Below are 24,194 nucleotides of genomic sequence, written 5' to 3'. Positions count from 1 at the left end.
GGACACACACAACGACAATCAAATATACATGCATTCTCTCCCGCGGAGCAAACGCTCAGGCCAGTGCCAGAGCGGGTGGAAAGCTGAGCCGATACTATTGAGCTGTGCCGCCTCCATCCCTCGTGCCCACGCGCCTTCCCGCATTCAGACTCCTGGTGCTGGGATCAGTTCTCGGGCTCTTGATCCTCGTCCTCGGACCGGCACTCTCACCGACTGCCGCTGCCCAGGAGTCATCGGCCACCGAATCACCCTCCGCATCGGCTGCGAGAACCGCAGCATCGTCAGCCACCGCAGCATCGGGAAACACCGGAACATCGGGTGAGGATTCGGCAGGCTCGCAGGGGCCCGCCGGCAAGACCATCGTCTACGGCATACCCGGTCTGACCATCAACGATATCGATCCTGTGCGCACGCCCAACCTCTATAAGCTCCTCTCCGAGGGGTCGGCTGCCAACCTCAATGTGCGCACCATCGGCTCGGCCACCTGCCCCGGGTCCGGCTGGCTGTCCATGGGCGCCGGCGCCCGCGCTCAGGCGGGCCCACCCACCGATCCGGAACAGGAAGGCAGCAGGGCCGCCTGTCCCCCTCTGAGTGCCCCGTCGACCAGCGACGGTGTCGTAGAGAAGGCACTGGATGATGCGGATGACGCCACGAAATCAGGCGCCGAGGCACAGAGATCGAGTGATGAAGATCTCGCCGACAGTTCCGCTGAGGGCACCGCCACCGCGACGATCGAGGACTTCGAGTCCATCAAGGAGCCCAACGTCGATTCCGGCTACTCGGTGGACTACGGGATGCTCGCCCGCCTCGTCCGGGAGCAGGGGAAATCAGGAGGCGACTCAGAGCTGAAATCCTGCGTCGCCGCCGAGGGCCCGGGAGCGGCCTACGCCGTGGCCGACGAGAACGGCATCGTGGCCAACTACACCGATGACGCCGCGGCCACGGGCTGCCGGCTCGACCTAGTCGATCTGGGCTCGATCGGCTCTTCGGCCTGGCTCTACGATCCGATCCCCGAATACTCCTACACCGTCCCCGTGTTCTTCGACCGCGAGGAACGCGTCGCCGAGGCCGACGAACGTCTGGGTGCCAAGCTGGAGGAGGCCCGCGATTCAGCGACACCGGGAAGTGAAGAGCCCACGATCATGGTCGCCGGCCTCGGCGACAGTTCGAGTCTGCCGCAGCTGCGTGCATTCATCGCCTCCGGTCCCGGCTACGAACCAGGCAGCCTGTCCTCGGCCAGTACCCGCACCCCCGGCCTCCTGCAGCTCACGGACATCGCCCCGGGAATCCTCGACCAGTTCGGCGTCTCCTCCCCCAGCGGCATCTCCTTCGACAACACACCCACCGATGACGACCCGCAGGAACGCATCGACGACCTGGTGTCCGAGTCCCAGAAGGCGACGTCGATCTACCAGCACCTGTCGACGTTCTCCCTGCTCCTCGACATCACCTTCTATCTTCTGTTCATCCTGTGCGGGCTCCTCCTGAGCCGGAATCTCCTCGGTCGCCGAGGCGGTGCGACGATCGCCCCGACCGTGCACAGATTCCTCGCCTGGGCCTCACTCGCGGTGGCGACCCTGCCGATGAGCGCATTCCTGGCCGGCCTGTTCCCGTGGGCCAGACTCCCGCACCCAGGGGTCGGCCTCAGTGTTTCGATCGCAGTCTCAGCCGCGCTGCTCTTCGGTGCCTCATTGCTTCCGCCGTGGGGTCGGACCTGGCGCGGACGTGTGGCCGCACTCTCGCTGCTGAGCTTCCTCATCCTCTCCGCAGACCTCATCACCGGTTCGCATCTGCAGGGGAACTCGCTGCTGGGCTACAACCCGATCGTCGGCGGCCGCTACTACGGCCTGGGCAATCAGGGTGCGGCGATCTTCATCGTCAGCCTCTTCATCTTCCTGGGTCTTGCGATCTCCTGGCTGCGGGCCAAGGGGCATCGCCGGATGGTGGTCATCCTTCCCCTCGTCCTCGGACTGCTTGCAGTGTTCGTGTCCGGAAATCCGTCCTGGGGAGCGAAGTTCGGCGGCACGATCGCCACCTTGGCCGGCCTTCTCGTGCTGCTGGCTCTCGTCAGCCGCATCCGCCTCTCCATCTTCCGCCTCATGCTCATCGGGCTGGCCTCCTTGGCCGTGCTGCTGGGCATCGCGTTCCTCGACTGGCTGCGTGAGCCGGGGGCCAGGTCGCACTTCGGGAATTTCTTCGACCAGATCGTCACCGGTGAGGCGCTGCAGGTGGTCGGGCGAAAGCTCGGCGCCAATCTCCACATCATGCAGATCAACCCGGCGTTGGCGATCGTGACTCCCCTCGCGGTCATCGCCATCCTGTTCTTCCTCCGTTATCTGCTCCACTTCCCCAGCATCGCTGCCACCAGTCGCGCCGGTCGTCTGGCGAACAAGTGGCGGGGACGCCTGCCGCAGGTCTTCTCGGACCAGGACGTCCACTTCGGCTTCCTCGCCGCAGTCACAGGCATGGCCGTGGGACTGGTGCTCACGGACTCCGGCATCGCCGTGCCGTCGACTGGTGCCATGGTGCTCCTGCCCTACCTGCTGGCGCTGAGCGCCGAATACGCGACAGAGGAAGTCGCAGTGAAGTCTCTCGCCGGTAAGAAGGCGGATCGAGCATGAGAACATCCTCGCTGTCCGTGCGCATGCTGCTCGGACTCTTCGTCATCGCCCTGCTCGTCCTCGGGATGCCGCAGGTCTCTCAAGCCGCGCCGACTCGGGGCATGGATGGACAGAGCGCATCGGAAGCGGAAGCCGCCTCGGCGGGCAAGGGTCCCATCTTCATCGGCGTCTCCGGTTTCAGCTTCGAGGACCTCGATCCACGCACCACTCCGAATCTGTGGAGGATGATGCAGACCGCGCAGATCGGCACCATCACTCCCCGCAGCGTACGGGCGACCAGCTGCCCCGTCGACGGTTGGCTCGGCGTGGGTTCGGGACGACGGGCCGCCGACGAACCCCGTGAACAGTGTCGCGAACCGGCTCCGCCGCTCGACGGCTGGGTCTCCGACTGGGACGTCTATGCCCAGGTCGCCAGAAGCGACAACTACGACGCCGGCCTCGGCGATCTGGCGGAGTCGGTGCCCGACATCGCTGCCTTCGGGCCCGGTGCCGCGATCGCGGCGGCCGACCACAGGGGCAATGTCGACAACTGGTCACCGATCGGCGACGACTTGGCCCAGAAGGCGAATCGGGCCTCACAGAACGGTGAGCTCACACTCGTCGACCTCGGCGACACCACCTCGGATGGGTACTCCCTCAAAGCACTTGACACACATCTCGGAGAGATTCTGGCAGCCGCCGGGTGGGTCGACGGTGACGACCCCGAACGTCTGACCGTGGGCACCTCGCCGATCATCTTCTCGTCGATCGCCGACGGTTCAGGCAAGAGCTCGTCGATGCAGTCGACCATGATGCTGCGTCCTGGCGGGACTGCCGGACTGCTGAGCTCTTCGTCGACTCGCCAACCGGGCCTCATTCAGGTGCCCGATATCGCCCCGACGCTCGTCGAACTCAGCGATGGGCAGGCCATGCGGAACGCGGCCGGCGCCCCGATGGCCAACCAGAGCGCAGACAGCAGCTGGGAATCGCGCTTCCAGGCCGTTCTCGACCGTCAGGTGGCGGTGAAGACCCAGAACGAGCTGTCCACCTGGTTCTTCCCCGTCGTCGCCTCCCTCATGGTCGGCCTGCTGGTCCTGGCCTGGTTCCTGCGCAAGAACCATCGCGCCCTCGTCCATTCCGGGGCCTACCGGCTGGGCATCGTCTTCGCAGCCATGCCGGTGTCGACCTATCTCGTCAACACCGTGCCCTGGGAGAGGGCGACCAACCCTGATATTGCGATGCTGGGAGCCTTGGCCGGCTGGTCACTGATACTCGGGGCCATCGCGCTGCTGGGTCCGTGGCGTGGGTACAAACTCGGGCCGGTGCTCTTCGTCAGCGTCGTCACGGTCCTCGTCCTCGCCTACGACGTCACCACCGGTTCTCAGCTCCAGATGTCAACGCTGCTGGGCGAACCGCTGCTCATCGCATCGAGGTTCTACGGCATCGGAAATTCCGCTCTCGCGCTCTACTGCTGTGCTCTGCTGCTGGCCGTGGCCGGCTTCGCATCGTTGACGACGAGACCGATCATGCGCATCATCATCGTCACCGTGCCGATCCTCGTCTCGAGCGTCATCCTGGCCGCTCCGGGACTGGGCACGAAGTTCGGGTCCGTCCCGACGCTGATCATCGGCGTCGCCTACCTCGTCCTCGCGGCCGCGGGAATCCGATTCTCGCTCAAACGCATGGGACTGACCGTGGGCATCGCAGGCTTCGTCATGCTGGCGGTCCTGTTCATCGACTGGCTGCGTCCCGCCGATCAGCGCACCCACTTCGGCCGCTTCTTCGACTCCATCATCAGCGGCGAGGCCCTGAGCGTGCTGGCCCGCAAGATCGGCATGAATATCGACATCCTGACCCAGTCGTGGATGACGCTGGTCCTGCCGCTCATCATCATCGGCGTGTTCTGGCTGGCACTGGAACCGCAGCGCTTCTCGCTGCAGGGGATGACCGACGCCTACAATCGGATCACACTGCTGCGAGCGGGCATGATCAGCCTGGCCATCCTGCTGGGCGTCGGCACGATCATCAACGACTCGGGAATCGTCGTCCCTGCCGTGGGCATCCTCTTCCTCGTCCCCGTCCTCGTGCACCTCGAAACCTTCGAGACGAAGCAGACGGCAGACAGCGACGGTCAGACGGAACAATCCCGCATCTGATTCACACGGTGGTCTTGCGCCGACGCACCATGGTCACGGCCATGCTGCCCGCAACGATGAGTGCGAGTGCCGCAGCCACGAGGTTCAAGGCTTCGAAGCCGGTGCGAGGCAGGTCCCCGCCGTCCTTCGAGCCGTCGGCTTCGACTCCACTGCCGTCCGCATTCGCCGAGGCGGCCCCGGAGACGTCCGCGTTTGCGCCGTCGGCATTCGCATCCGATCCCGATGCGTTGGCACCACCGGCACCACCGGCACCACCGTCGGCGCTGGCGTTGGAGTCGGCATCCGATCCTGCAACGTCAGAGGTGCCATCGACACCGCCGTCATCGCCGGCCGCCGCATTCGCCTCATCGCCGATCTGTGCCGTGGCATCGAATTCGTGGCTGACCGGCAGCGGGTTGTCATCCCACCACTCGCCCTCGCCGGCCTTCAGACCCACCTCGACGGTGACCTCACCGGAGGCATCATCGGGTGCGGTGACATTGATGGCGACGTCGCTGGCACCGGCTGGGATCGATTCCAAGGTCATCGTCTTCGCCGCAGCGTCGACCTTCACCTCGGGGGCCTTCGCCGTCTCCGACTTCGCTGCCTTCTGGGCTCCGGCCGATTCGGAGTCAGCGGCGCTGACGGTGTATCCCTCGGGCAGGTCAACGGTCACGTCCACCGGTCCTGGGACCTCCGCCTCGGCGGTGGTGTTGAGGACGAAGTCCTTGCTCTCACCGGGCTCGATGCCATTGTCGGGGGCAGCGAGATCGACCGTGAGGTCACCGTTGTCGATGACGTCCTTGGCCAGATCGGCCTGGCGTTCGTCGTTGTCCGGCGAGACCTTCTCGTTCTCGTCCGTGCTCTTCTCGAAGTAGTCGACCCAGGTCTCGAAGTCAGTGAGCCCGGAGAGCTCGAATTCGCCCTTGGCAAAGGAGGAGAAGTTGTCTCCCCCGGCGGCGAGGAAGCTCAGGGTCGCGACCCTGTACTCCTTGTTCGGGTCGAGCTTATTGCCATCGACCTCGACAGATTTCACGTGCTCGCCCTTCGCCGCATCGGAGTCGTAGACGACTTCGAGCTCGTCGGAGATGCCGAGGTGGAGGAACGGCCGCGAGGCATCTGCTGGCTGCCACTGCTCTTCGAACAGCCCGATGACGTCGGAGCCCTGCATCGTCACGACACCATGGTCATTGGCAAAGGGCAGGACCGAGCTGAGTTCAGCGGCGGTGACTTCGCATTTGTCCTCGGTGTTGTAGATGTCATCGCATCTGAGGTCCGTGCGCAGTCCGCCCGGGTTCGTGATGCCGAAGTCGGCCTCGTCGAGCTGTGTGCCTTCGACTCCGTCCTTGAGGGCGTCAGCGACGAGGTTGCCCAGGGTGCTCTCCGCACCGCGGTCCTCTTCGCCGTCTTTCGTGGCGCGTGTGATGTCCTCACTGATCTCACCTGCAACGACAGAGCCCGGGACCTTCGCCTTCTCATCGGCGTCCGCGATGATCTTCGCGACTTCATCGACGACGGGCGAATCGTAGCTCTTCTTCTCCGTTTTGATGAGATCGGAGTTCTCGGTCGTCCAGTTTCCCTCGGCATCTGCTTCGAGCTGAACCTGGCCGACGTATTCGCCGTAGCTGCCGGCCTCGACCACGGGGCGAGTCCGGTCGGGCTCGCCGGGCACAGGGGCCTCGAACGAGTACGGCAGGTGGGTGTGGCCGGTGAAGAGCACGTCGACGGACGCATCTGCTTCGCTCACGAGCTTGTCGAATTCGGCGTTCGATGCTTGCGCATCTCCCAGGCTCTCGGTGCTCGAGGCGCCGAGGTGGGCCTCGACAACCGTCATATCCGGCTGTTCGTCATCGGGCAGCGCCTCGATCTCACCGGCGACACGGTTGACGGCGTCGGTGGGGTCACCGAAATCGAGGCCGGCGATGCCGGCGGGTGAGACCAAGGACTTGGTGTCCTTTGTGACGACGCCGATGACGGCGACCTTCACACCGCCCACATCGATCGTCGTATAGCCGTCGAGCCCGTCGACGACGTCCGTGGTGCCCTTGTCGTAGACGTTGGCGGCAAGGTAGGGGAAGTCCGATTCGGAGGAGACTCTGCCGGTCAGATCGTCGATGCCCTGGTCGAACTCGTGGTTGCCGACGGCCGACGCCTGGGTGCCGATGGCATTGAGTACGTCCAGTGTCGGGCTGTCCTGCTGAGAGGAGGAGACGTAGGTGGAGGCTCCGATGTTGTCACCGGCGGAGAGGAACCCGGTTCCGGCTGTGCCTTCCTGCGCCGCATACTTCGCGCGCTCTTCCTCGACGACCGAGGCGAGCTGCGTGCCGGCCTCGGCGATTCGTCCGTGGAAGTCGGTGATGTTGAGCAGCTGGACTTTAGTGCCCTCGGCTGCCGCCTGAGCAGAGGCGTCCTTGTCCGCAGTGTTGTCTGCGGTCTTGTCCGCAGTGTTGTCGGGACCGGCTTCGGCGTCGGGACCGGCTTCGGCGTCGGCAGCGGCTTCGGCGTCGGCAGCGGACGAGGCTGCATCGGATGAGTCATCAGGTGACGAGTTGTCTGAGGATGGGTCGGGAAGGCTGGCCTCGGCGGGTGCTTGCCTGACGGAATCACCTCCGAGGGACGAGGCAACAGCAGGAGCGGCGCCTGGCAGCGTCAGCATCGACACTGCCGCTCCTGTTGCCAACATCTTCATCACAAGTTTCGACATGTGTTCAAGTTCCTTTGGTCATTTCATCCACTGCACAACCACTGTGCCTCGCGAGGATCAAGCAGACTCATCCTGCAGTGCCGAAGAGAACGGGGAGTTACCTACATGTGAATGTACACAGGCTTTTCACATCTGGGAAGAGGGATTCTCTCAAAAAGATGACAAGGCACCCAGCCGACGTTGATCACATGCGGAGCATGAGGGGCCACATACTGAGCATGAGGCGCTAATCCTGAGTGCGACGGGCCATCGTCTGGGCCGCGCGGGAGGCATAGAATTCTGCCTCGGGATAACCCACTCCGGTGAGGACGAGCCCGTGTGCGGGCGTGACGAACATCGGCGTATCGGGTTCGATGCCGGCGTCCGCCTCGGCGAGGAGTTCGGCGGGACGAGTCACCGGCCAAGTGCCGGATCCGACCTTGATCAGCCCGCCCACCAGGGCACGGACCATGTGGTGGCAGAACGCATCGGCACGCAGATCGATCGTGATGACCGCTTCCTGATCCCGGGAGACGTCGAGCTCATGAAGGGTGCGGATGGTCGTCGCACCTGCCCGGGGCTTACAGAAGGGAAGGAAGTCGTGCAGGCCCTGGGCCTCTCGCGCGGCTTCGGCCATCGCCTCGGCGTCGAGTTCGCCCTTGTGCCGCAGCGTCACGGGGGTCAGCAGCGGGTCGATGAAGGACCGACGGTCGGCGAGTCTGTACTGGTAGGTCCGCCACAGTGCGGAGAACCGGGCATCGAAGTCCCCCGACACCTCGGATACGGCATGGATGATGATGTCATCGGTGTCATCGACCGTGAGGACACCGCGCAGACGCGACAGCAGAGCCGCCTCGGCGGACCGGGAGGCCTTGCCGATGAGCTTCTCGATGCCTGCTGCGGGCAGGTCGATGTGGACGGTCTGTCGTCTCGCGTGGACGCCCGCGTCGGTGCGCCCGGCAACGACGGTGGCCACCTCGTCGCCGGTGATCCGGGACAGCCCAGCCTCGAGCGATGCCTGTACGGTACGCAGGCCGGGTTGCTTCGCCCAGCCGTGGAAGTCGGTGCCGCGGTAGCCGAGGTCGATGCGGAACCGCGTCATGATCCGGCTGGTCGTGTGTGGTCCCGGGCTCCAGACTGTTCTTCAGACTCCGCCTCGGTGAACGACTGCTCAGACTCCGCCTCGGCGGAGGGGCCCTCAGGTCGGGCTTCGGTGAAGGGTTCGCGGGACTTGAACACATTCTGGAACATCCGCGACAAGGCTCGTTCGCGCTGACGGTGGTAGAGATCGACATTCGCGTTGTAGATGCGGGCCCGGACCGGATGCGTTCGGTCAGCACGTTCAGCTGGCCGTGCAGAAGCGCGATCGTTGTGTCGAGCTCTTCACGGGGGCCCGTCTGCATCGCCAGGGCCGAATCAGAGGCGCTGGCTCTGTCGCTGACCTGGCTGGGAATCTGTGCCGCATCGTCGACGGCTCGGGTCAGCGCGCGTTCCGCGGCCGCACCGCGAGGGCCGAACGGTGCACGCTCGGCCGAGGCGAGCGCAAGCTCGACAGTGCTGAGATCTCGTGTGGTGACCTGCTGCAGGGTCCCGATGTAGGCGGGCACAAGGGCGTGCCGACCGCGGAGTTCGACCAGCAGCTGGCGTTTGGCCTCATCGCAGAGCGAGCGGGCCATCGACAGCTGGTTGAACCTCAATAAGGTGAGGGCCAGTGCGAGGACGACGAGGGCGAGGACGCATACCCCGACGACGAAACCAGACCAATCTCGTCTCCCCTCTTTTTCGCATTCCCGACACTTAAGTTTACTCGGGGTTCAGACCCGTCGCGAACAGCCGCCGGCTGGTCACCGGAATCCCCACTGTTTCTGCATCACCCCCGATCGTGCACGATTCCAGATCCGACCGTGCGCAGCGATTTCGGCCTTTCGTCGCCGGAGAGACGCCTCGATGTCGCCCGTCCTTCACCTTGAGGGGGTGAACTGAGTTCTGTGAGAGTAGCGCATCATTGCAGAGTCCTTCCTCCCCAACATGAATGGGGTCACCCACTCACTCCTCCGCGTCCTCGACCATCTGGCCGACCGCGGCGACGAAGTCCTCATCATCGCACCGGGCACACGCGCGACGGACCCAAGGAGGTCGCAGGAGCCCGCATCATCCGTGTTCCATCGATCGCCCTGCCGAAATACCGTCGGGTCCGTGTGGCTCCCGGCGGAGTCAGCCGCATCAAACGACTGCTGGAGAACTTCAACCCCGACGTCGTCCACCTGGCCAGCCCCTTTTGCTCGGCTGGCGTGGTGTTCCTGGCCGCTCAGAGCCTCGATCTGCCGACGGTGGCGATCTATCAGACCGAGGTGCCGCCTATGCCGCGCGGTACGGCATGCACGGTATCGAGGCCATGCTGTGGTCGCATGTGCGCAACATCCATCAGCACGCCTCCCTGACTCTGGTCCCATCGAGCTACACCCTCGATCAGTTGTCCGGACTCGGAGTCGCCGAGGTGGATCTGTGGGCCCGCGGGGTCGATTCCTCCCGTTTCGACCCCAGCCACCGATCAGAGGCCTGGCGCCGGTCCGTGGCACCGAACGGTGAGAGATCATCGGCTACGTCGGTCGACTCGCGGCCGAGAAGCAGGTTGAGGATCTGGCCGTTCTGGACGATGTGCCCGACTCGAAGCTCGTCATCGTCGGCGACGGCCCGTGTGGCGAGCTCGGCTCGAACGCTCACTGCCGAATGCGCACTTCGCTGGTTTCCTGGCGGCGATGCCCTGGCCCAGGCGGTGGCGAGCTTCGATGTCATGGTCGCCCCCGGCGAGCTCGAGACCTTCTGCCAGACCATCCAGGAGGCCATGGCCTCCGAGGTGCCCGTCATCGCCCCCGCCCGAGGCGGCCCGCTGGATCTCGTCGTCGACTCCTCCCACACGGGGTGGCTCTACACTCCGAAGGATCGAGCGGCGATGCGCGGGCATGTCACGGACCTCCTCGGCGATGAGGCGAAGCGTCGGGCGTTCGGAGTCGCCGGACGTCATCAGGTGCAGAGCCGCGCAGCTGGAAGAGCGTGTGCTCACAGCTCATCGGACACTACTCGCGGGCGATCGAGAACCCGCACCCGCAGGTACTGGGCCGCGGCTTCACCGTGCAGACAGGTGCCGATGTCGAGGATCCCTCAAGCTTCTGAGACCGATCAGCGTCGAGCGCGTACCTTGGCGTCGACAGCCCACGCTTATACGTGAGACGCTCGATGCTGAGGTGTGCTCTCGACGAAAAAAACGACCTGCGGGGTGCTGGCGGCAAGTTCGCAATCGGACCCAGCAACGCCGTTTCAGGTGTGCGCAGTCCATTCGTCGACGGTGAGTACCGTGGCCTGTTTGGGAAAAGGGACCTTGTCTCGTGAGTACTCGGTGGACCTCCTCATCGCGATCTGCACAGGCGTCGGAGAGCACCGTCAGGCGGAAGTCGAGGTCGGCGGCCTGCCGGATGGTCGAGAGAGAACCACCACTGGTGGCGACGCCGGCGAGGATCAGAGTGTCGGCACCGTAGCCTCGCAGCAGAACTTCGAGATCGCTGCCGGTGAAGGCGCTGATGCGGCGCTTCGTCACGATCGGTTCGCCCTCATGCCGCCCCAGCGTCTCGTGGATGCTCGTCGAAGCGTGTGCCTCATCGAGGTCACCATGGGCCGCTATCTGCCTGAATGATGCGGTCTCTGGGAGCTGTGGGTGACCGTCGCGCAATGCCACGCGCACCCAGATGACAGGGATGTCTTTCTCCCTGGCAGCAGCGACAGCATCGCGGGCACGTTCGAGGACGCCGGTCTTGGTGAAGGCCTCATCACCGGCGATGCCGTTCTGGAAGTCCATAGCGAGCAGGACGGGACGATGGTTCGCAGCCATTGTGTGTCTCCTCGCGAGGGTGCAGCTCACCTGGTCCTGGAATCGAGGACCACTTCTTCGCCGAGGATACTCCTCCCGATCGACCGCCCGCATCTGACCTGATTCGGAGGACATTCGCAATGCACACGGCGGCCAAGTAGAGATCTAGGAGCTTCTCGTATTGTTGCGCTTAGTCGTCGCGACCACGACCGACATGCTGCTGGAATCGACGTACTGTGTCCATTCTCGCGACCTCAAGAACGCGTCTACGAAATGACGGTCAACGACGTCGAACTTAAGGACAAAGGTCCAATCTCCGGCAATTCGAACGGCATACTTGATCGTGTCGTCGCCGACCAGCGCCTGAGTTGCGGGCTCGATATCGGAGTCCCGAACACGCAACCACATTACGATCTCTGTCTGGAGCCCGAGGTGGCAGGGAGCAATCGCTGCACGAATCTGCAGCTTCCCCTCACGGCGGAGTCGATCCAACCTGCGTTTGACAGTTGCAACCGACGTCCCGACCTGACGGGCGAGCTCGTCATAACTCTTCCGTCCATCCTCCTTCAATGATTTGAGTATCGTGGCATCCTCGTCATCGAGATCGATCTCAAAGCCCAACTTGAGCTCTGGAGCCTGCGGACAGGCTTCGATGAGACCTTCGCGCTGTGCCGAGGTGAGCAACCCGGCCGCCAGATCCGAGCCGTCCTCAAGTAGCGGAGGACGGGAAAGGCTTGCCACTGTGAAGCTCCGGGTATCGCTGGAATCTCGTCGAGGAGAAACTCTTCCTGCTCAGTGCCGGGCACCGCCACCGCACCGATCACGTCACTAGTTCCGGTTGTCAGGTGAACCCACATCGTCGAGTCGAGCTTGCCCAGTGCCATCGAGGTCATTCTCGCCTGTCCCGGGCCGCTGTTGATTGCGACGACGAAACCATGGGCAGGCACATTGAACGCAACGATCTTCACGATGCCTTCGCTGATCAGAGCGTTCCCTCGCCGCGCAACAGTCCTCTCATTCTCACCGATCGCCTCGGCGATCTTCTGCCAAGATGCACGGCCATCGATGTGGAGCGCCTCGAGAATCTTCTGATTCGTGTGATTTTCAGCCACCGCCCTCCCTTCTCATGCATAAAAACAGTCATCAGTGTGTCCGATATCACCATTGTGCGCGAATACATTGACCTCCATATTCGCTGACTGAATACTGGACGCAGCCTCCACGGATGTGATGTGCGTCAACGACAGGAGTTCATATGGTTGGTTTCCTCCTGCGCAGAGCCGCAGCCTTGATCCCCGTGCTCATCGTGGTTGCGATAGTTACCTTCCTCCTCATCCATCTCATGCCCGGTGATGCCGCCGCAGTGATGCTGGGGCCGGAGGCCACCCCTGCCCAGGTCGAAACACTTCGACAGAGCCTTGGCCTCAATGAACCTCTCTACGCGCAGTTCTTCACGTGGGTTGTCAGCGCGCTGCAAGGCGATCTCGGCCAGTCGTTCTTCATCGGGCTCCCGGTAGCCACCGTCATCCAAGCCGCGTTGGCGCCGACGATCAACCTTGCGATCTTCGCTGAGATCATTGCCATCCTGGTCGGTGTGCCCGCAGGCATCGTCGCCGCCCGCAAACAGGGAACTGGAACAGACCAGACGGTGATGGTCGGAGCACTCTTAGGAATCTCGGTGCCCAGTTTCCTGCTCGGTCTCTTCCTCATGCTTATCTTTGCTGTTCTGCTCGGGTGGCTACCGGTCGCCGGGTACTCACCGCTCGAAGACGGAATTTTCGAAACGTTGAAGTACCTGCTCCTTCCCGCTGTCGCCCTCGGCAGCATGCAGGCGGCACTGATCGCCCGAATGACACGCACCAGTATGCTCGAAACCCTGTCGAAGCCTTACCTGAAGACGGCGAAAGCCAAAGGGCTCTCGGGCAATCGCATCATCTACAAACATGCCCTGCGCAATGCGGCTATGCCCATCCTCACCACAATTGGGCAAACGCTCGGCACACTCGTCGCCGGGGCCGCCGTCGTGGAGACCGTGTTCAATGTTCCTGGTATCGGACAGTTGATCGTCAACTCAATCGAACGACGGGACATCGTCGTCATCCAAGGGGTCATCCTCCTCATCGCTGTGTCCTATGTCCTCATCAACTTCCTTGTCGACGTTCTCTACAGCGTCCTCGACCCACGCGTGCGCTATTCCTGAGGAGGACCAATCATGACAGACACTATGACAGTCGGTTCTCTCAACCGCCTCAACAAGACCTACTCACGACGCTCGATGTTCCTCCGACGCTTCGGCGCACATAAGTTGGCGATGACCGGCGGCATCGTCCTGGCCATCGTCGTTGCCGTTGCCATACTCGGCCCCGTGTTTGCCGGCGATCCTCTTACACTCAATCCGTCGCAACGGCTCGCTCCGCCAAGCCTCGACCACCTCTTCGGCACGGACAACTACGGAAGAGACACCTTCGCAAGAGCAGTCGCCGGCGCCAGGGTCTCTCTACTCGTCGGTGCGGTGACAGCCTTAATCACCTCGGTCCTTGGGGCGATTGTCGGGCTGTTCGCTGCGTACAATCGAATCGCCGACACCATCCTCATGCGTATCTCTGATGGCCTGATGGCATTCCCCGCCATATTGCTGGCCATCGCCATCATGGCCGCAATGGGCCAGCAGACATCAAACGTGATCATAGCGCTGAGCATTGTCTTCACCCCTTATGTCGCGAGGATCGTGCGTTCGGCGGCCCTCGTCGCCAAAGAACAGACCTATGTCGAGGCCTTGCGCTCGCAGGGGGCATCCCTGTTCCGGATTCTGTGGATCAACATATTTCCCAATGTCCTCTCGCCACTCATCGTTCAGGCGACTTTCGTGTTTGCCGATTCGATCATCACCGAGGCCGCGTTGAGCTTCCTCGGCGCTGGTGTCCCACCCCCGGCTCCGAGCTGGGGAAATATGCTCCTCGACGGAAAGACTCTGATTTACAGCGCATGGTGGATGACGGTGTTCCCCGGAGCGTTCATCATGTCGACGATCCTTGCCGTCAACCTCCTCGGTGATGGGCTCAGAGACCTCCTCGACCCGACCTTCAACCGTAGGAAGTGAGCACCACGATGACCAAGCTGCTGGACGTAATCGATTTGCGCACGAGCTTCGACACTGAGCATGGCACAGTGACAGCCGTCGACGGAGTCTCCTTCAATGTTGCCCAGGGCGAAGTCGTCGGCATCGTCGGTGAGTCCGGGTGTGGAAAGAGTGTGACTGCCGAGTCGATCCTCCAACTCCTCGACCCCTCGTCAACGCGCTATTCGGGACAGATGAACTTCGACGGTGAGGATCTGCTTACTTTCGGTGACGAAGCGATGCGTCGAATTCGTGGGAACCGGATCGCGATGATCTTCCAGGACCCGATGAGCGCGCTCAACCCGGTATTCACGATTGGCGACCAGCTCACCGAGGCAGTCCTCGCCCATAGGAAAATCGGCAAGCGCCGCGCACGGTCAGCGGCCGTCGACCTCCTCGACAAGACTGGAATCCCCGAGCCGGAGCGTCGAATGAAACAATATCCGCACCAGCTCTCCGGAGGGCAACGTCAGCGTGTGATGATCGCGATGGCTCTGTCCTGCGATCCGGAACTGCTCATCGCCGATGAGCCGACGACGGCTCTCGATGTCACCACTCAGGCGCAGATCCTCCGGCTGCTCATCGAACTCAAAGACGAGTTCAACGCCGGCATTCTCTTCATCACCCACGACCTCGGCGTCGTGGCGGAGATCTGCGACCGCGTTGTCGTCATGTATTTGGGCGAGGTCGTCGAATCCACGGATGTCCACACCCTGTTCGACAACCCGGCACATCCCTACACTCGAGGGCTGATGGCTTCGACCCCAGATGTCGGTTCCGATCCCAGCGTGGACCTTCCAATCATTCCAGGAGTCGTCCCGACATTGCACAATGTGCCTAGCGGGTGCCGATTCGCCGATCGATGTCCTTTCGCACTACCGGAATGTCGTGAAAGGACTATCGAACTCGAGGTTCTCTCTCCCGACCACACGTCACGGTGTATCCGCAGCCAGGAGCTCATCGGGAACTCTCCAGTGAAGAACGGAATGGCCAGATGACCCACGAACAGACTGTGCTGGAAGCGCGAAATCTGTCTAAGACCTTCGTCACTCGATCGCTTGTGGGACGCACTGTGGCCGAGACGAAAGCAGTGAATCAGGTGAGTCTGTCTCTGACAGCAGGAAGAACCTACGCACTCGTCGGAGAGTCGGGGTCAGGCAAGTCAACGACCGGTCGCCTGCTTCAAGGACTGATCACACCGACTGCAGGAGAAGTGAATGTCAGTGCCGCCGACGGGTCGAAGTTGACGCAGAGCACCAAGCGTTCCAATCGGGATGTGCAGATGATCTTCCAGGACCCCTACTCCTCACTCAACCCACGCCGGCGCATCCGCAGCATTCTCGAGGAGTCTCTGCGCATCATCGGCGAAAAGGATCCGACAACGCTGCGCTCCAAGGTCGACGAAGCCCTTTCAGCAGTGGGCTTTTCGGATGAGCACGCCCAGCGCTACCCCCACGAGTTCTCCGGAGGGCAACGGCAGAGGATCGGCATCGCCCGTGCACTTGTCGCCTCACCTCGGATCATCATCTGCGATGAGCCCGTGTCGGCGCTTGACGTCTCGATCCAAGCACAAATCCTCAACCTGCTTCGCAGCCTGCAGGCTGATCTTGGACTCGCCTACCTCTTCATCACCCACGACATGTCCGTCGTCCGATACCTCGCTCACCGAGTCGGCGTCATGCATCAGGGAAAGATCGTCGAAGAGGCAGATACCGCGGAATTGTTCGCCAACCCACAGCACGACTACACGAAGCGCCTTCTCGCCTCTGTACCGATCCACCATCCGTCCCAGAGAACCTCTGCAAAGGGCTGAACATTGAACATCGAAAAGATCACCGTCCGCCGCGCCGAACTCGACCTCATCACGCCCTTCACAACCAGCTTTTCCACTCAGTCCAACCGTGACTTCCTCATCGTCGAGGCCGCCTCCGGTGCCAAGACAGGTTTCGGCGAATGCGGTGCATTCGCCTACCCCTACTACTCAGAGGAATACACCTCCGGCTGCGAACTCGTGCTCATCGAGCAACTCATCCCTCTCCTCATCGGTGCCGAAATCACTCATCCGCGCGAAATCCGTGACATTCTGGCGCCAATCAAGCGCAACAACATGGCCAAGGCTGCCGTGGAAGGAGCGATCTGGGACCTCTGGGCAAAGACGCAGGGCGTCTCTCTTGCGAACGCCATCGGGGGGACGAAAGAATCCGTCGAAGTCGGACTCAGCGTCGGCATCAAGGACTCAGAGAACCAACTCGTCGATTTCGTGTCCGAAGCTGTCGACGAAGGTTTCGCCCGAATCAAGGTCAAAATCAAGCCTGGGGCCGATCTGTCCTTCCTGCGCGCTGTGAGAGCCGAACATCCCGATGTTCCCCTTATGGCCGACGCAAACAATGCCTACACACTGGCCGACACCGACCATCTCCGACATCTCGATGATCTCAATCTCACGATGATCGAACAGCCACTTGCTCACGACGACATCGTCGACCACCGTCACCTTCAGCAGGCACTTCGCACACCCATCTGCCTCGACGAGAGCATCCATTCCCTCGCCGACACACGCAAGGCCATCGAACTGGGCAGCTGCCGGATCATCAACATCAAGATCGGACGCGTCGGAGGAATCAGCGAAGCAAAGGACATCGAGGCGCTGTGCCGAGACGAAGGCCTTGACGTGTGGTGCGGAGGAATGCTCGAATCCGGCATCGGCCGGGCCCACAACCTTTCAATCGCCTCACTCCCCGGTTTCACACTGCCAGGAGATACAGCACCATCGGCTCGCTACTGGAAGAGAGATGTCATCATCCCAGAAGTCACAATGAACCGTGGCAGCGTCGACGTCCCGCAAGGACTCGGCATCGGTTTCGATATCGATGTGGCAGAACTCGAAGCCATCACCACATCCGAGCACTCGGTCGAGGTCGACGGTCGATGAGCGCGCCCACTACACCAGACATCAACCTCGACGACTCAACAGCTCTCGGCCTCGTCGCTGGTGTCCATCGCGGTGAATTCACAGCTGTCCGGGTGGTCACTTCGCATCTTGAACGTATCGCCGCTGCGAATCCGAGTATCAATGCTCTACTCGATGTTCATCCTGAGGCGGCCCTAGCCGAAGCACAGCGAATCGATGAGCTGTCCCTCAACGAACGGCAGAGTCTCCCTTTGGCAGGTCTGCCTGTGGCGGTGAAGGACCTCATCCCCGCCGCTGGGTTTCGCCATACCCAGGGCAGCCCGATTTTCGCGAATCGAGTTGCGACACGAGACCATATCCTCGTCGAGCGAATGAAACGTGCCGGTGCGGTGGTCGTGGCGAAGTCGAATACCCCGGAATTCGGACTGGGCTCGCATACATTCAATGAGGTCACAGGGCTTACTCGCAACCCGTATTCCCTCGATCATTCAGCCGGAGGAAGTTCCGGCGGAGCGGCGGCGGCCCTCGCCTCCCGCATGCTTCCCATCGCAGACGGCAGCGACACGGGCGGTTCACTGCGCAACCCAGCTTCCTTCTGCAATGTCGTCGGACTGCGCCCCTCACTGGGAACCGTCCCCAACTCCCCCAACGGCTTCGCGTACGGGACGCTCTCGGTCAAAGGGCCTATGGCTCGTACGGTACGAGACACCGCTCGACTATTGGCGAACATGGTCGGGTTCAGCCCTGCCGACCCATTCTCCTACACCGTCGACACTGCCGCCTTGGAGGAAGTGGCAACGTCAACCTTAGGCTCCACGCTTGGGGAACCAATGATCACCGCCGCGTATTCGCTGGACTTCTCAGGAATGTTTCCCGTCGCCGATTCGGTCAGGTCCGTCGTGGAGGCAGCAGTGGCCGAACTCTCCAGCGCGGACTTCGAAATCAAGCGTGCACATCCGCTTCTGCCTGAAGCCAAAGAAGCCTTCCGCACCTTGCGCGGTCTTCAGATGTTAGCAAGCTTGGGACCCATCGCGGATGACCATAGCGATCGCATGAAAGATGACGCCCTGTGGAACATAGAAGCCGGACGTCGTGTCACCGGCCAAGAAGCGTCCGCCGCATTGACAGCGCAGTCCCAATCGTGGTCGGCAATGGCTGACTTCCTGCGGACAGTGGACGTTCTCATCACCCCTACGGTTCAAGTTCCTCCCTTTGACGCTCGAATACGCTATCCCCGGGAGATCGACGGGACTCTGATGTCGGACTACCTCGACTGGATGACGCTTCCCAGCATCATCACAACGACAAACCATCCGGCGATCTCGGTTCCAGTGGGTTTCACCGACATGGGACTGCCAGTGGGGATTCAGCTCGTCGGACGATTCCGTGATGAAGCCAGGCTGCTCGAGATCGCCAAACGGGTCGAAGACCGCATCGGCTCATGGAATTCTGTCCCCGACATCAATCGAACACGGCCTCTTGACCAGTATCCAGACATCCGCTGAGCGAGGACTCGGGAAGGAACTCATCTCATGACATCACAGTGCCAAACACTCATCACGGGCGGCCGAGTGGTCGACCCACGTCATCACATCGACGAGGTGCTCACAATCGGCATCACCGATGGGCGCATCGTCCACGTCGACAGCGAGCCGATCACGGCTGCCCACACCATCGACGCTACGGGATTCGTTGTCGCTCCGGGATTCGTCGATATGCACAGTCACGCCCAGAACGAGATCGGACATCTCCTCCAGGCTTACGACGGCGTCACCACCAGTCTCGAACTCGAATGCGGTGCTGCACCACTGAATCGCACGCTCAACGCAGCCGCGGAGGAAGGGAGAGCTCTGAACTACGGGTATTCCGCATCTTGGCTGCTTGCGCGCATGATGGTCATGGAAGGAATGGACTCCGATCAGGTAGCTCGCCTTCCCACACTCCCGCTAGAGATGTTCAGCGCAATGCAAGGCAGTGGCAATTGGGCGAAGCCAGCGTCTGAGGAGGAGCGGCGCGCCATCATTGAACTGGTGTCCCAGCAACTCGATGATGGCGCCATCGGGATCGGGGTCCTGCTCGGCTACGCACCCGCCATCGATTCCGCAGAACTCCACGCCTTGGCTCGACTCGCGGCGGATCGCAACACGACGCTGTTCGTCCATGCACGCTACGGTGCCGAGATCGAGGGTCATACTGCTCACGAATCCGTGAGCGAACTCGTCGAACTCAGTGAGTCGACAGGTGCGCGCATTCACATCTGCCATTTCGCCAGTTCGAATGCCGGGGATGCTAAGAAATCCACTCGAGTGCTCTCGGATGCGATCGACCGCGGCTTGCCGATGACCACGGAATCCTACCCATTCGAGTTCGCGTCCACGGTGATCGGCGCCGATTTCCTGTCTCCCGAGATTCTCCGGAGCAATAGTACTCCCGCCTCTACCATCACCTATCTGCCAGGTTCGGAACAGGTGTCGTCCTACGACAGGCTCGCCGAGCTGCGAGCTCAGGACCCGGGCGGTTTGTGCCTCATTCAGTACTACGGCCCCGATCTGCCTGTGGGAGTCGATGAGCTGATCTCCACGCTCTCGTTCCCGGGAGCAGCCTTTGCCTCAGATGCGATGCCACTGACCCGGCTCACAGGAGGCGATGAGGGCAAGCCCTTCCCAACGGCACTGCCTGTTCCTCCCGGATACGCTGTCCACCCGAGAAGCGGCTCGTGCTTCATCCGCGCCATCGCTTGGCTGCACCGGGACACCGGCCTCATGGACCTCAGTGACGTCGTCAGCCGCTCAAGTGACATCCCGGCTAGGATCCTGGCAAGGAGCGCACCCTCGTTCGAAGCAAAGGGCCACCTCGGTGTAGGTGCCGATGCAGATATCGTCATCATCGACATCGATACAGCCGTGCCGCGGTTCGAACCCGCCCCTGTGACGACCGCTGTGGGTGTCGTCTATCTTTTCGTCAACGGCGAAATGCTCATTGAGAATCGTGAGACCACCGAGACCGCGGTGGCAAAGGGCGGCCGCGCGCTTCTGGCGACCGCCTCAGTGGCAGAACAGGCAGGCACGCAATGAGACGATTGCTGCTTGGAGCGGCCTTAGCTGTGCTGCTCCCTCTGAGTGCCTGCACTGGCGGCGGGCTCGGCGACGCACAGCGTGGTGAAGGCAACAGCTTCATCGTCGCGTGGAACGCTCAGCCTCCGACGCTCGATCCTCTGATGACCACATCCACGGCGACGCGCGACATTTCTCGCAACTTCTTCGAACCCCTGATCACCATCGATGCCGACAACCAGGTCAAACCTGTGCTGGCTAAGTCGTTTTCGCTCTCGGATGACGGAACCCTTGTCAGCTTCACCCTCCGCAAGAACGTGAAGTTCCATGACGGATCGACAATGGAGGCCGAGGATGTCGTCGCCTCGCTCGAGGCGTGGATTGCGAAGGCATCGGTGGGGCAGCTCTTCTTTTCAGATGCGAAGGTCTCGTCGTCATCGTCGGACAAGGTGGAGATCAAGCTGCCCGAACCGCTCTTCCTCGCACTCCCACTCATCGCCGACCAGGGACAACTCCCAGCGATCCAGCCCAAGGAGATTCTCGACGCGGCAGGCGACGACCCCGTCGAAGAATTCGTCGGTACAGGACCCTACACAATGGAGAAATGGAACACCGATCAGTATGTTCAGATGGCTCGGTTCGATGACTATGTCTCACCGAAGGGCGAAACGAATGGAACCGCGGGCGCGAGGAAGGCCGCCTTCGACTCAATGTTCTTTTATTTCGTCAATGATCCTTCCACTCGAATGTCCGGACTCCAGACCGGCGAATATGATGCCGCGAACGCATTGCCTCCAGACAATTTGGACATGCTCGACAGCGATGAGAACATCAACCTCACAACAGGCGACAACGGATTCAACGCGGCGATCTTCAATAAGAAGACCGGGGTGATGTCCGATCCGGATATGCGCAAAGCTGTCCTGGCCGCAACGAACATCGACGATATCCAGAAGGCCGCGTTCTCGTCGGAAAAGCTCTACGACACGAACGGGGCGCTCATGCCCAAGACCTCCGACTGGTACTCGACGGAAGGCCTCGACACTTACAACCATCCAAGTCCGAAGCGGGTGGCAGAACTTCTCGACAGGGCGGACTACAAGGGTGAGGAAGTTCGCATCCTTACGTCCCGAGAGTACGAAGAACACTACAACAACGCTGTCGTCATGGATCAGCAGCTCAACGACGTCGGAATAAAGTCTCGACTCATCGTCACCGATTGGGCCACAGTGCTCCAGAACCGAACGGATGACAAGAGCTATGAAATCTTCATCACCGGGTTCTCACCGACTTCCACGCCTCTCACCCAGGTGTTCTTCGATCCCGTGTGGCCCGGGTGGACTGAAAGTCCGGAGATCGAAGACGCCTTCGACTCGATCGTTCATGCTCCAAGCACCGATCAGGCTGTCTCTGCAAAGGATGATCTGCAGAAGGCCTTCTACGATTACCTGCCCGCGCTCAAATTCGGTGCGCGGTCCACGACAACTGGCATCAGGTCAGGATTCGACGGCCACGAGTTCACCGCTGCTTCCGGGGACATCTTCTACAATGTTCGCCCCGGTACGAAATAGACATCAAAGCACAGTCAACCGTCGAGTTCGGCACGGATTCCGTCTGCCCCGTTCAGTCCACGATTCCGCGAGCGTCGAGTGCCCGGCCTGTGTCTTGGGCGTACTTCACCGAGCGCAGGATCGCGGGGACCACTCTGGCCTTGATGCTCGAATCGAGGCCGCGGGCTCGGGCAGCACGATCAGCCTCCCCCAGCAGTCCGGAGATATGGGAGATGGCGCGAACCATGAGGCTTGCGGTCAGAGCAATCGTGTCAGGACTGGCGCCGAGGAATCGCAGCGGTGAGACGATCACGGTGAAGGTGTCGAGCAGCTGCGCCACGGTTGTGGTCAATGTCAGCAGCAGCGCGGCCTGCACACAGGCGAAGACGGTGCCGCCGACTGTGAGGCCGGCGCGCAGCGATCCGAAGAAGTACTGCATGGCCACCACGATGATGATCAGCACTGCCGCATAGATCCAGGTCTTGAGGAAGTGGTGCGGTCTCAGCCTCGCAGTGAAGCCGAGGATCACGAGTACGGCGAACATCGACCAGTTGATGACCGGGTCGCGGAAGATCAGTGCGACGACTCCGATCAGGGCGATGACGGCAAGCTTCACCCCTGGAGCCGTTCTGTGCAGCCAACCGGGAGTGTGCGCAACCTTCCCGAACAGCTGCGGTCGTGGCCGTATGCCGGCACGGGACCGACTGCCTGCCCGGAACCGGCTGCTCATGGGGAGTCACTCATGATCAGCTCACGGTACATTCGGGTCGCTTCGGCGGGGTTGGAGTCGTGGACGATGCGGCCGGAATCGACGACCAGGGCACGGTCGGCCAGCCCAGCGAAGTCGAGGTCGTGGGTCGAGAAGATCACGCGCACCCCTCGACTGGCGACAAGGTCTGCGAGGAGTTTGCGCAGCTTCTCCTTGTTGCGCAGGTCCAGCAGCGTGGTGGGTTCGTCGAGGACCAGGACCTGCGGGTCGACAGCCAGAACGGCGGCCAGAGCCACGAGCTGCCGCTGTCCGCCGGAGAGCTCGTAGACACTGCGTTCAGCCAGGTCAGCGATGCCCAGTTCCTCGAGCACAGCCAGAGCAGCGGCACGGCGCTCCGCCTTCGGAACGCGTCTGCGCAGGGAGAGTTCGATGTCTTCGAGCGGGGTTGGCATGACGAGCTGCGCGGCAGGGTCGGTGAAGACGAAGCCCACCCGTGAGCGGACCTGCTTCGCCTCCTCAACCGGATCGAGTCCGTCGATGAGAACTCGGCCGGAGTCGGCTGTGACCAGCCCGTTGAACAGCTGCAGCAGCGTGGACTTCCCGGACCCATTGGCGCCGATGATCGCGACCGTCGGCTCGTCCAGAGTGACGTTGACGTCGGTCAGTATCGGGCGGTAGACGTCTCCGGTCGGGGTGTCGTCGAAAACTCCGACCGAGACCTCGGAGAACGAGATCTGTTCCCCCGCCGGTTCTGCGGAATCGGGATCTGGTCTGCGTCTAAAGATCACTGTGCCGCAGTGCCTTCGGCTGCACCCTCAACACTGGTTCCTTCGGTGCCAGCACCCGCAGAGCCGGCGCCCGAAGTCCTCGCGTTCGGGACCACCGTCGGGCCACCTCGGCGGCGGAGGACATCGGGGAATGCCCGGTGGATGAGGATCGCGACGGACACGGCGAGGACGTTCTTGATGATGTCGCCGGGCCAGTAGACAAGGTCGGCGACGGCGGCCACGCCCAGGGGCAGGTCGGCGTTGATCGACATCCCGAGGATGCCCAGCGGGTGGTTGAGCAGCAGGCTCGAGCCGAGTGCCCCGAGGAACAGCGCGACCCACAATTTCGTTCCGCGGAAGCGGCGAATGGCCCAGCGGGCGACGAAGCCTGTGGCCAATGCGTAGAGCGTGAACGAGGTGATGTAGCCGGCGCTGGGACCGGCGAGCACGCCGATGCCGCCGCTCATACCGGAGAAGATCGGCAGACCGAGCAGGCCCAGGACGACGTAGAGCAGGACAGCGGCCCCGCCGCGCCACGGTCCCAGCACCAGGCCGCAGAGGGCGATGGCGAAGGTCTGCAGGGTGATCGGCACACCGGCCGGGCCCACTGGGACCGGCGGCATGATCGCGAATGCCGCCAGCAGAGCGGCGAAGACCGCGATCAGGGCGATATCGCCGGCTCTGCCGGCAGAGTTCCTTCGCGAGCCCCTCGCCGAGGCGGTGGTGCCGGTGTGCGCTTGTGACATGAGTTCTCCGATGGTGAGGTGGCACCCGAGACTTATTCGGGCACCACCCACCTTAAC

Annotated in this window: 20 protein-coding genes and 1 pseudogene; 12 read left to right on the top strand and 9 right to left on the bottom strand. The window is 62.2% G+C overall.

From position 1 onward, the window contains the following. Positions 1-104 precede the first annotated feature (104 nt). Both HU144_RS08730 and HU144_RS08725 read left to right on the top strand, forming a co-directional pair. Positions 105-2,621 carry a hypothetical protein gene (locus HU144_RS08730; RefSeq protein ID WP_235351034.1) on the top strand — a complete coding sequence of 839 codons (2,517 nt, stop codon included), beginning with the start codon at positions 105-107 and terminating at the stop codon, positions 2,619-2,621. Then, the gene (locus HU144_RS08725; protein ID WP_235351033.1) at positions 2,618-4,756 is read left to right on the top strand and encodes a hypothetical protein; all 2,139 of its coding nucleotides are present in this window, start codon (positions 2,618-2,620) and stop codon (positions 4,754-4,756) included. Before HU144_RS08730 ends, HU144_RS08725 begins: the two co-directional genes overlap by 4 nt. Position 4,757: 1 nt before the next feature. Here the strand turns inward: HU144_RS08725 and HU144_RS08720 are convergent, their stop codons facing one another. After that, entirely contained in the window at positions 4,758-7,439 is a 2,682-nt protein-coding gene (locus HU144_RS08720) for a bifunctional metallophosphatase/5'-nucleotidase (RefSeq protein ID WP_235351032.1), read from the bottom strand. Between the two features lie 226 nt (positions 7,440-7,665). Further along, on the bottom strand, positions 7,666-8,520 hold the full coding sequence (gene truA, locus HU144_RS08715; protein ID WP_198396849.1) for a tRNA pseudouridine(38-40) synthase TruA: 855 nt from the start codon (positions 8,518-8,520) through the stop codon (positions 7,666-7,668). A gap of 886 nt (positions 8,521-9,406) precedes the next feature. Here truA and HU144_RS19540 point away from each other — a divergent pair. Continuing rightward, positions 9,407-9,859, top strand: a complete 453-nt coding sequence (locus tag HU144_RS19540) for a glycosyltransferase (RefSeq protein WP_442862648.1) — start codon at positions 9,407-9,409, stop codon at positions 9,857-9,859. 28 nt (positions 9,860-9,887) lie between these two features. Here HU144_RS19540 and HU144_RS19535 read toward each other — a convergent pair whose 3' ends face one another. Then, the gene (locus HU144_RS19535; protein WP_442862647.1) at positions 9,888-10,142 is read right to left on the bottom strand and encodes a hypothetical protein; all 255 of its coding nucleotides are present in this window, start codon (positions 10,140-10,142) and stop codon (positions 9,888-9,890) included. A gap of 52 nt (positions 10,143-10,194) precedes the next feature. Here HU144_RS19535 and HU144_RS19530 point away from each other — a divergent pair, with 52 nt between their 5' ends. Continuing rightward, complete coding sequence (locus HU144_RS19530; protein ID WP_442862646.1) at positions 10,195-10,647, top strand: glycosyltransferase; 453 nt, start codon at positions 10,195-10,197, stop codon at positions 10,645-10,647. Here the strand turns inward: HU144_RS19530 and HU144_RS08705 are convergent. From HU144_RS08705 to HU144_RS19525, 3 genes and pseudogenes are all read right to left on the bottom strand, one after another. After that, the gene (locus tag HU144_RS08705) at positions 10,546-11,271 is read right to left on the bottom strand and encodes a cysteine hydrolase family protein (protein ID WP_235352674.1); all 726 of its coding nucleotides are present in this window, start codon (positions 11,269-11,271) and stop codon (positions 10,546-10,548) included. The two genes, HU144_RS19530 and HU144_RS08705, sit on opposite strands and share 102 nt — an antisense overlap. A gap of 177 nt (positions 11,272-11,448) precedes the next feature. Further along, complete coding sequence (locus tag HU144_RS08700) at positions 11,449-12,024, bottom strand: Lrp/AsnC family transcriptional regulator (RefSeq protein WP_235351031.1); 576 nt, start codon at positions 12,022-12,024, stop codon at positions 11,449-11,451. 281 nt (positions 12,025-12,305) lie between these two features. After that, positions 12,306-12,395, bottom strand: a pseudogene (locus tag HU144_RS19525) (AsnC family protein); the annotation flags it as partial. A 143-nt stretch (positions 12,396-12,538) separates the two neighbouring features. On the opposite strand from HU144_RS19525, the gene HU144_RS08690 reads away from it, so the two are divergent. Genes HU144_RS08690 through HU144_RS08655 form a run of 8 tightly spaced genes read left to right on the top strand, consistent with a single transcriptional unit; the run spans position 12,539 to position 21,936 of the window. Further along, positions 12,539-13,483, top strand: coding sequence for an ABC transporter permease (locus HU144_RS08690; RefSeq protein WP_235351029.1), 945 nt, complete (start codon positions 12,539-12,541; stop codon positions 13,481-13,483). A gap of 12 nt (positions 13,484-13,495) precedes the next feature. After that, positions 13,496-14,383, top strand: a complete 888-nt coding sequence (locus tag HU144_RS08685; RefSeq protein WP_235351028.1) for an ABC transporter permease — start codon at positions 13,496-13,498, stop codon at positions 14,381-14,383. An 8-nt stretch (positions 14,384-14,391) separates the two neighbouring features. Next, positions 14,392-15,399, top strand: a complete 1,008-nt coding sequence (locus HU144_RS08680; protein WP_235351027.1) for an ABC transporter ATP-binding protein — start codon at positions 14,392-14,394, stop codon at positions 15,397-15,399. Continuing rightward, the gene (locus HU144_RS08675) at positions 15,396-16,214 is read left to right on the top strand and encodes an ATP-binding cassette domain-containing protein (protein ID WP_235351026.1); all 819 of its coding nucleotides are present in this window, start codon (positions 15,396-15,398) and stop codon (positions 16,212-16,214) included. Before HU144_RS08680 ends, HU144_RS08675 begins: the two co-directional genes overlap by 4 nt. Positions 16,215-16,217: 3 nt before the next feature. After that, positions 16,218-17,333, top strand: a complete 1,116-nt coding sequence (gene menC, locus HU144_RS08670; RefSeq protein ID WP_235351025.1) for an o-succinylbenzoate synthase — start codon at positions 16,218-16,220, stop codon at positions 17,331-17,333. Then, positions 17,330-18,817: an amidase gene (locus tag HU144_RS08665; RefSeq protein ID WP_235351024.1), complete on the top strand. Its 1,488-nt coding sequence runs from the start codon at positions 17,330-17,332 to the stop codon at positions 18,815-18,817. The genes menC and HU144_RS08665 overlap by 4 nt, the downstream gene beginning before the upstream one ends. 27 nt (positions 18,818-18,844) lie before the next feature. After that, on the top strand, positions 18,845-20,386 hold the full coding sequence (locus HU144_RS08660; protein WP_235351023.1) for an amidohydrolase family protein: 1,542 nt from the start codon (positions 18,845-18,847) through the stop codon (positions 20,384-20,386). Then, complete coding sequence (locus HU144_RS08655; RefSeq protein ID WP_235351022.1) at positions 20,383-21,936, top strand: ABC transporter substrate-binding protein; 1,554 nt, start codon at positions 20,383-20,385, stop codon at positions 21,934-21,936. Before HU144_RS08660 ends, HU144_RS08655 begins: the two co-directional genes overlap by 4 nt. Positions 21,937-21,988: 52 nt before the next feature. On the opposite strand, the gene HU144_RS08650 is transcribed toward HU144_RS08655, so the two are convergent. Genes HU144_RS08650 through HU144_RS08640 form a run of 3 tightly spaced genes read right to left on the bottom strand, consistent with a single transcriptional unit; the run spans position 21,989 to position 24,137 of the window. Beyond that, positions 21,989-22,645 (bottom strand): energy-coupling factor transporter transmembrane component T family protein, encoded by a 657-nt coding sequence (locus tag HU144_RS08650; protein WP_235351021.1) that lies wholly within the window; start codon positions 22,643-22,645, stop codon positions 21,989-21,991. After that, entirely contained in the window at positions 22,642-23,412 is a 771-nt protein-coding gene (locus HU144_RS08645) for an energy-coupling factor ABC transporter ATP-binding protein (RefSeq protein WP_235351020.1), read from the bottom strand. The genes HU144_RS08650 and HU144_RS08645 overlap by 4 nt, the downstream gene beginning before the upstream one ends. Then, complete coding sequence (locus HU144_RS08640; protein ID WP_235351019.1) at positions 23,409-24,137, bottom strand: biotin transporter BioY; 729 nt, start codon at positions 24,135-24,137, stop codon at positions 23,409-23,411. Before HU144_RS08640 ends, HU144_RS08645 begins: the two co-directional genes overlap by 4 nt. Between the last annotated feature and the right edge of the window lie 57 nt (positions 24,138-24,194).

The organism is Brevibacterium sp. UCMA 11752 (assembly GCF_021532235.1).
Taxonomy (GTDB): Bacteria; Actinomycetota; Actinomycetes; order Actinomycetales; family Brevibacteriaceae; genus Brevibacterium; species Brevibacterium antiquum.
Note: the sequence above shows the minus strand (reverse complement) of the source record. Positions and strands in the feature narration are given on the sequence as shown.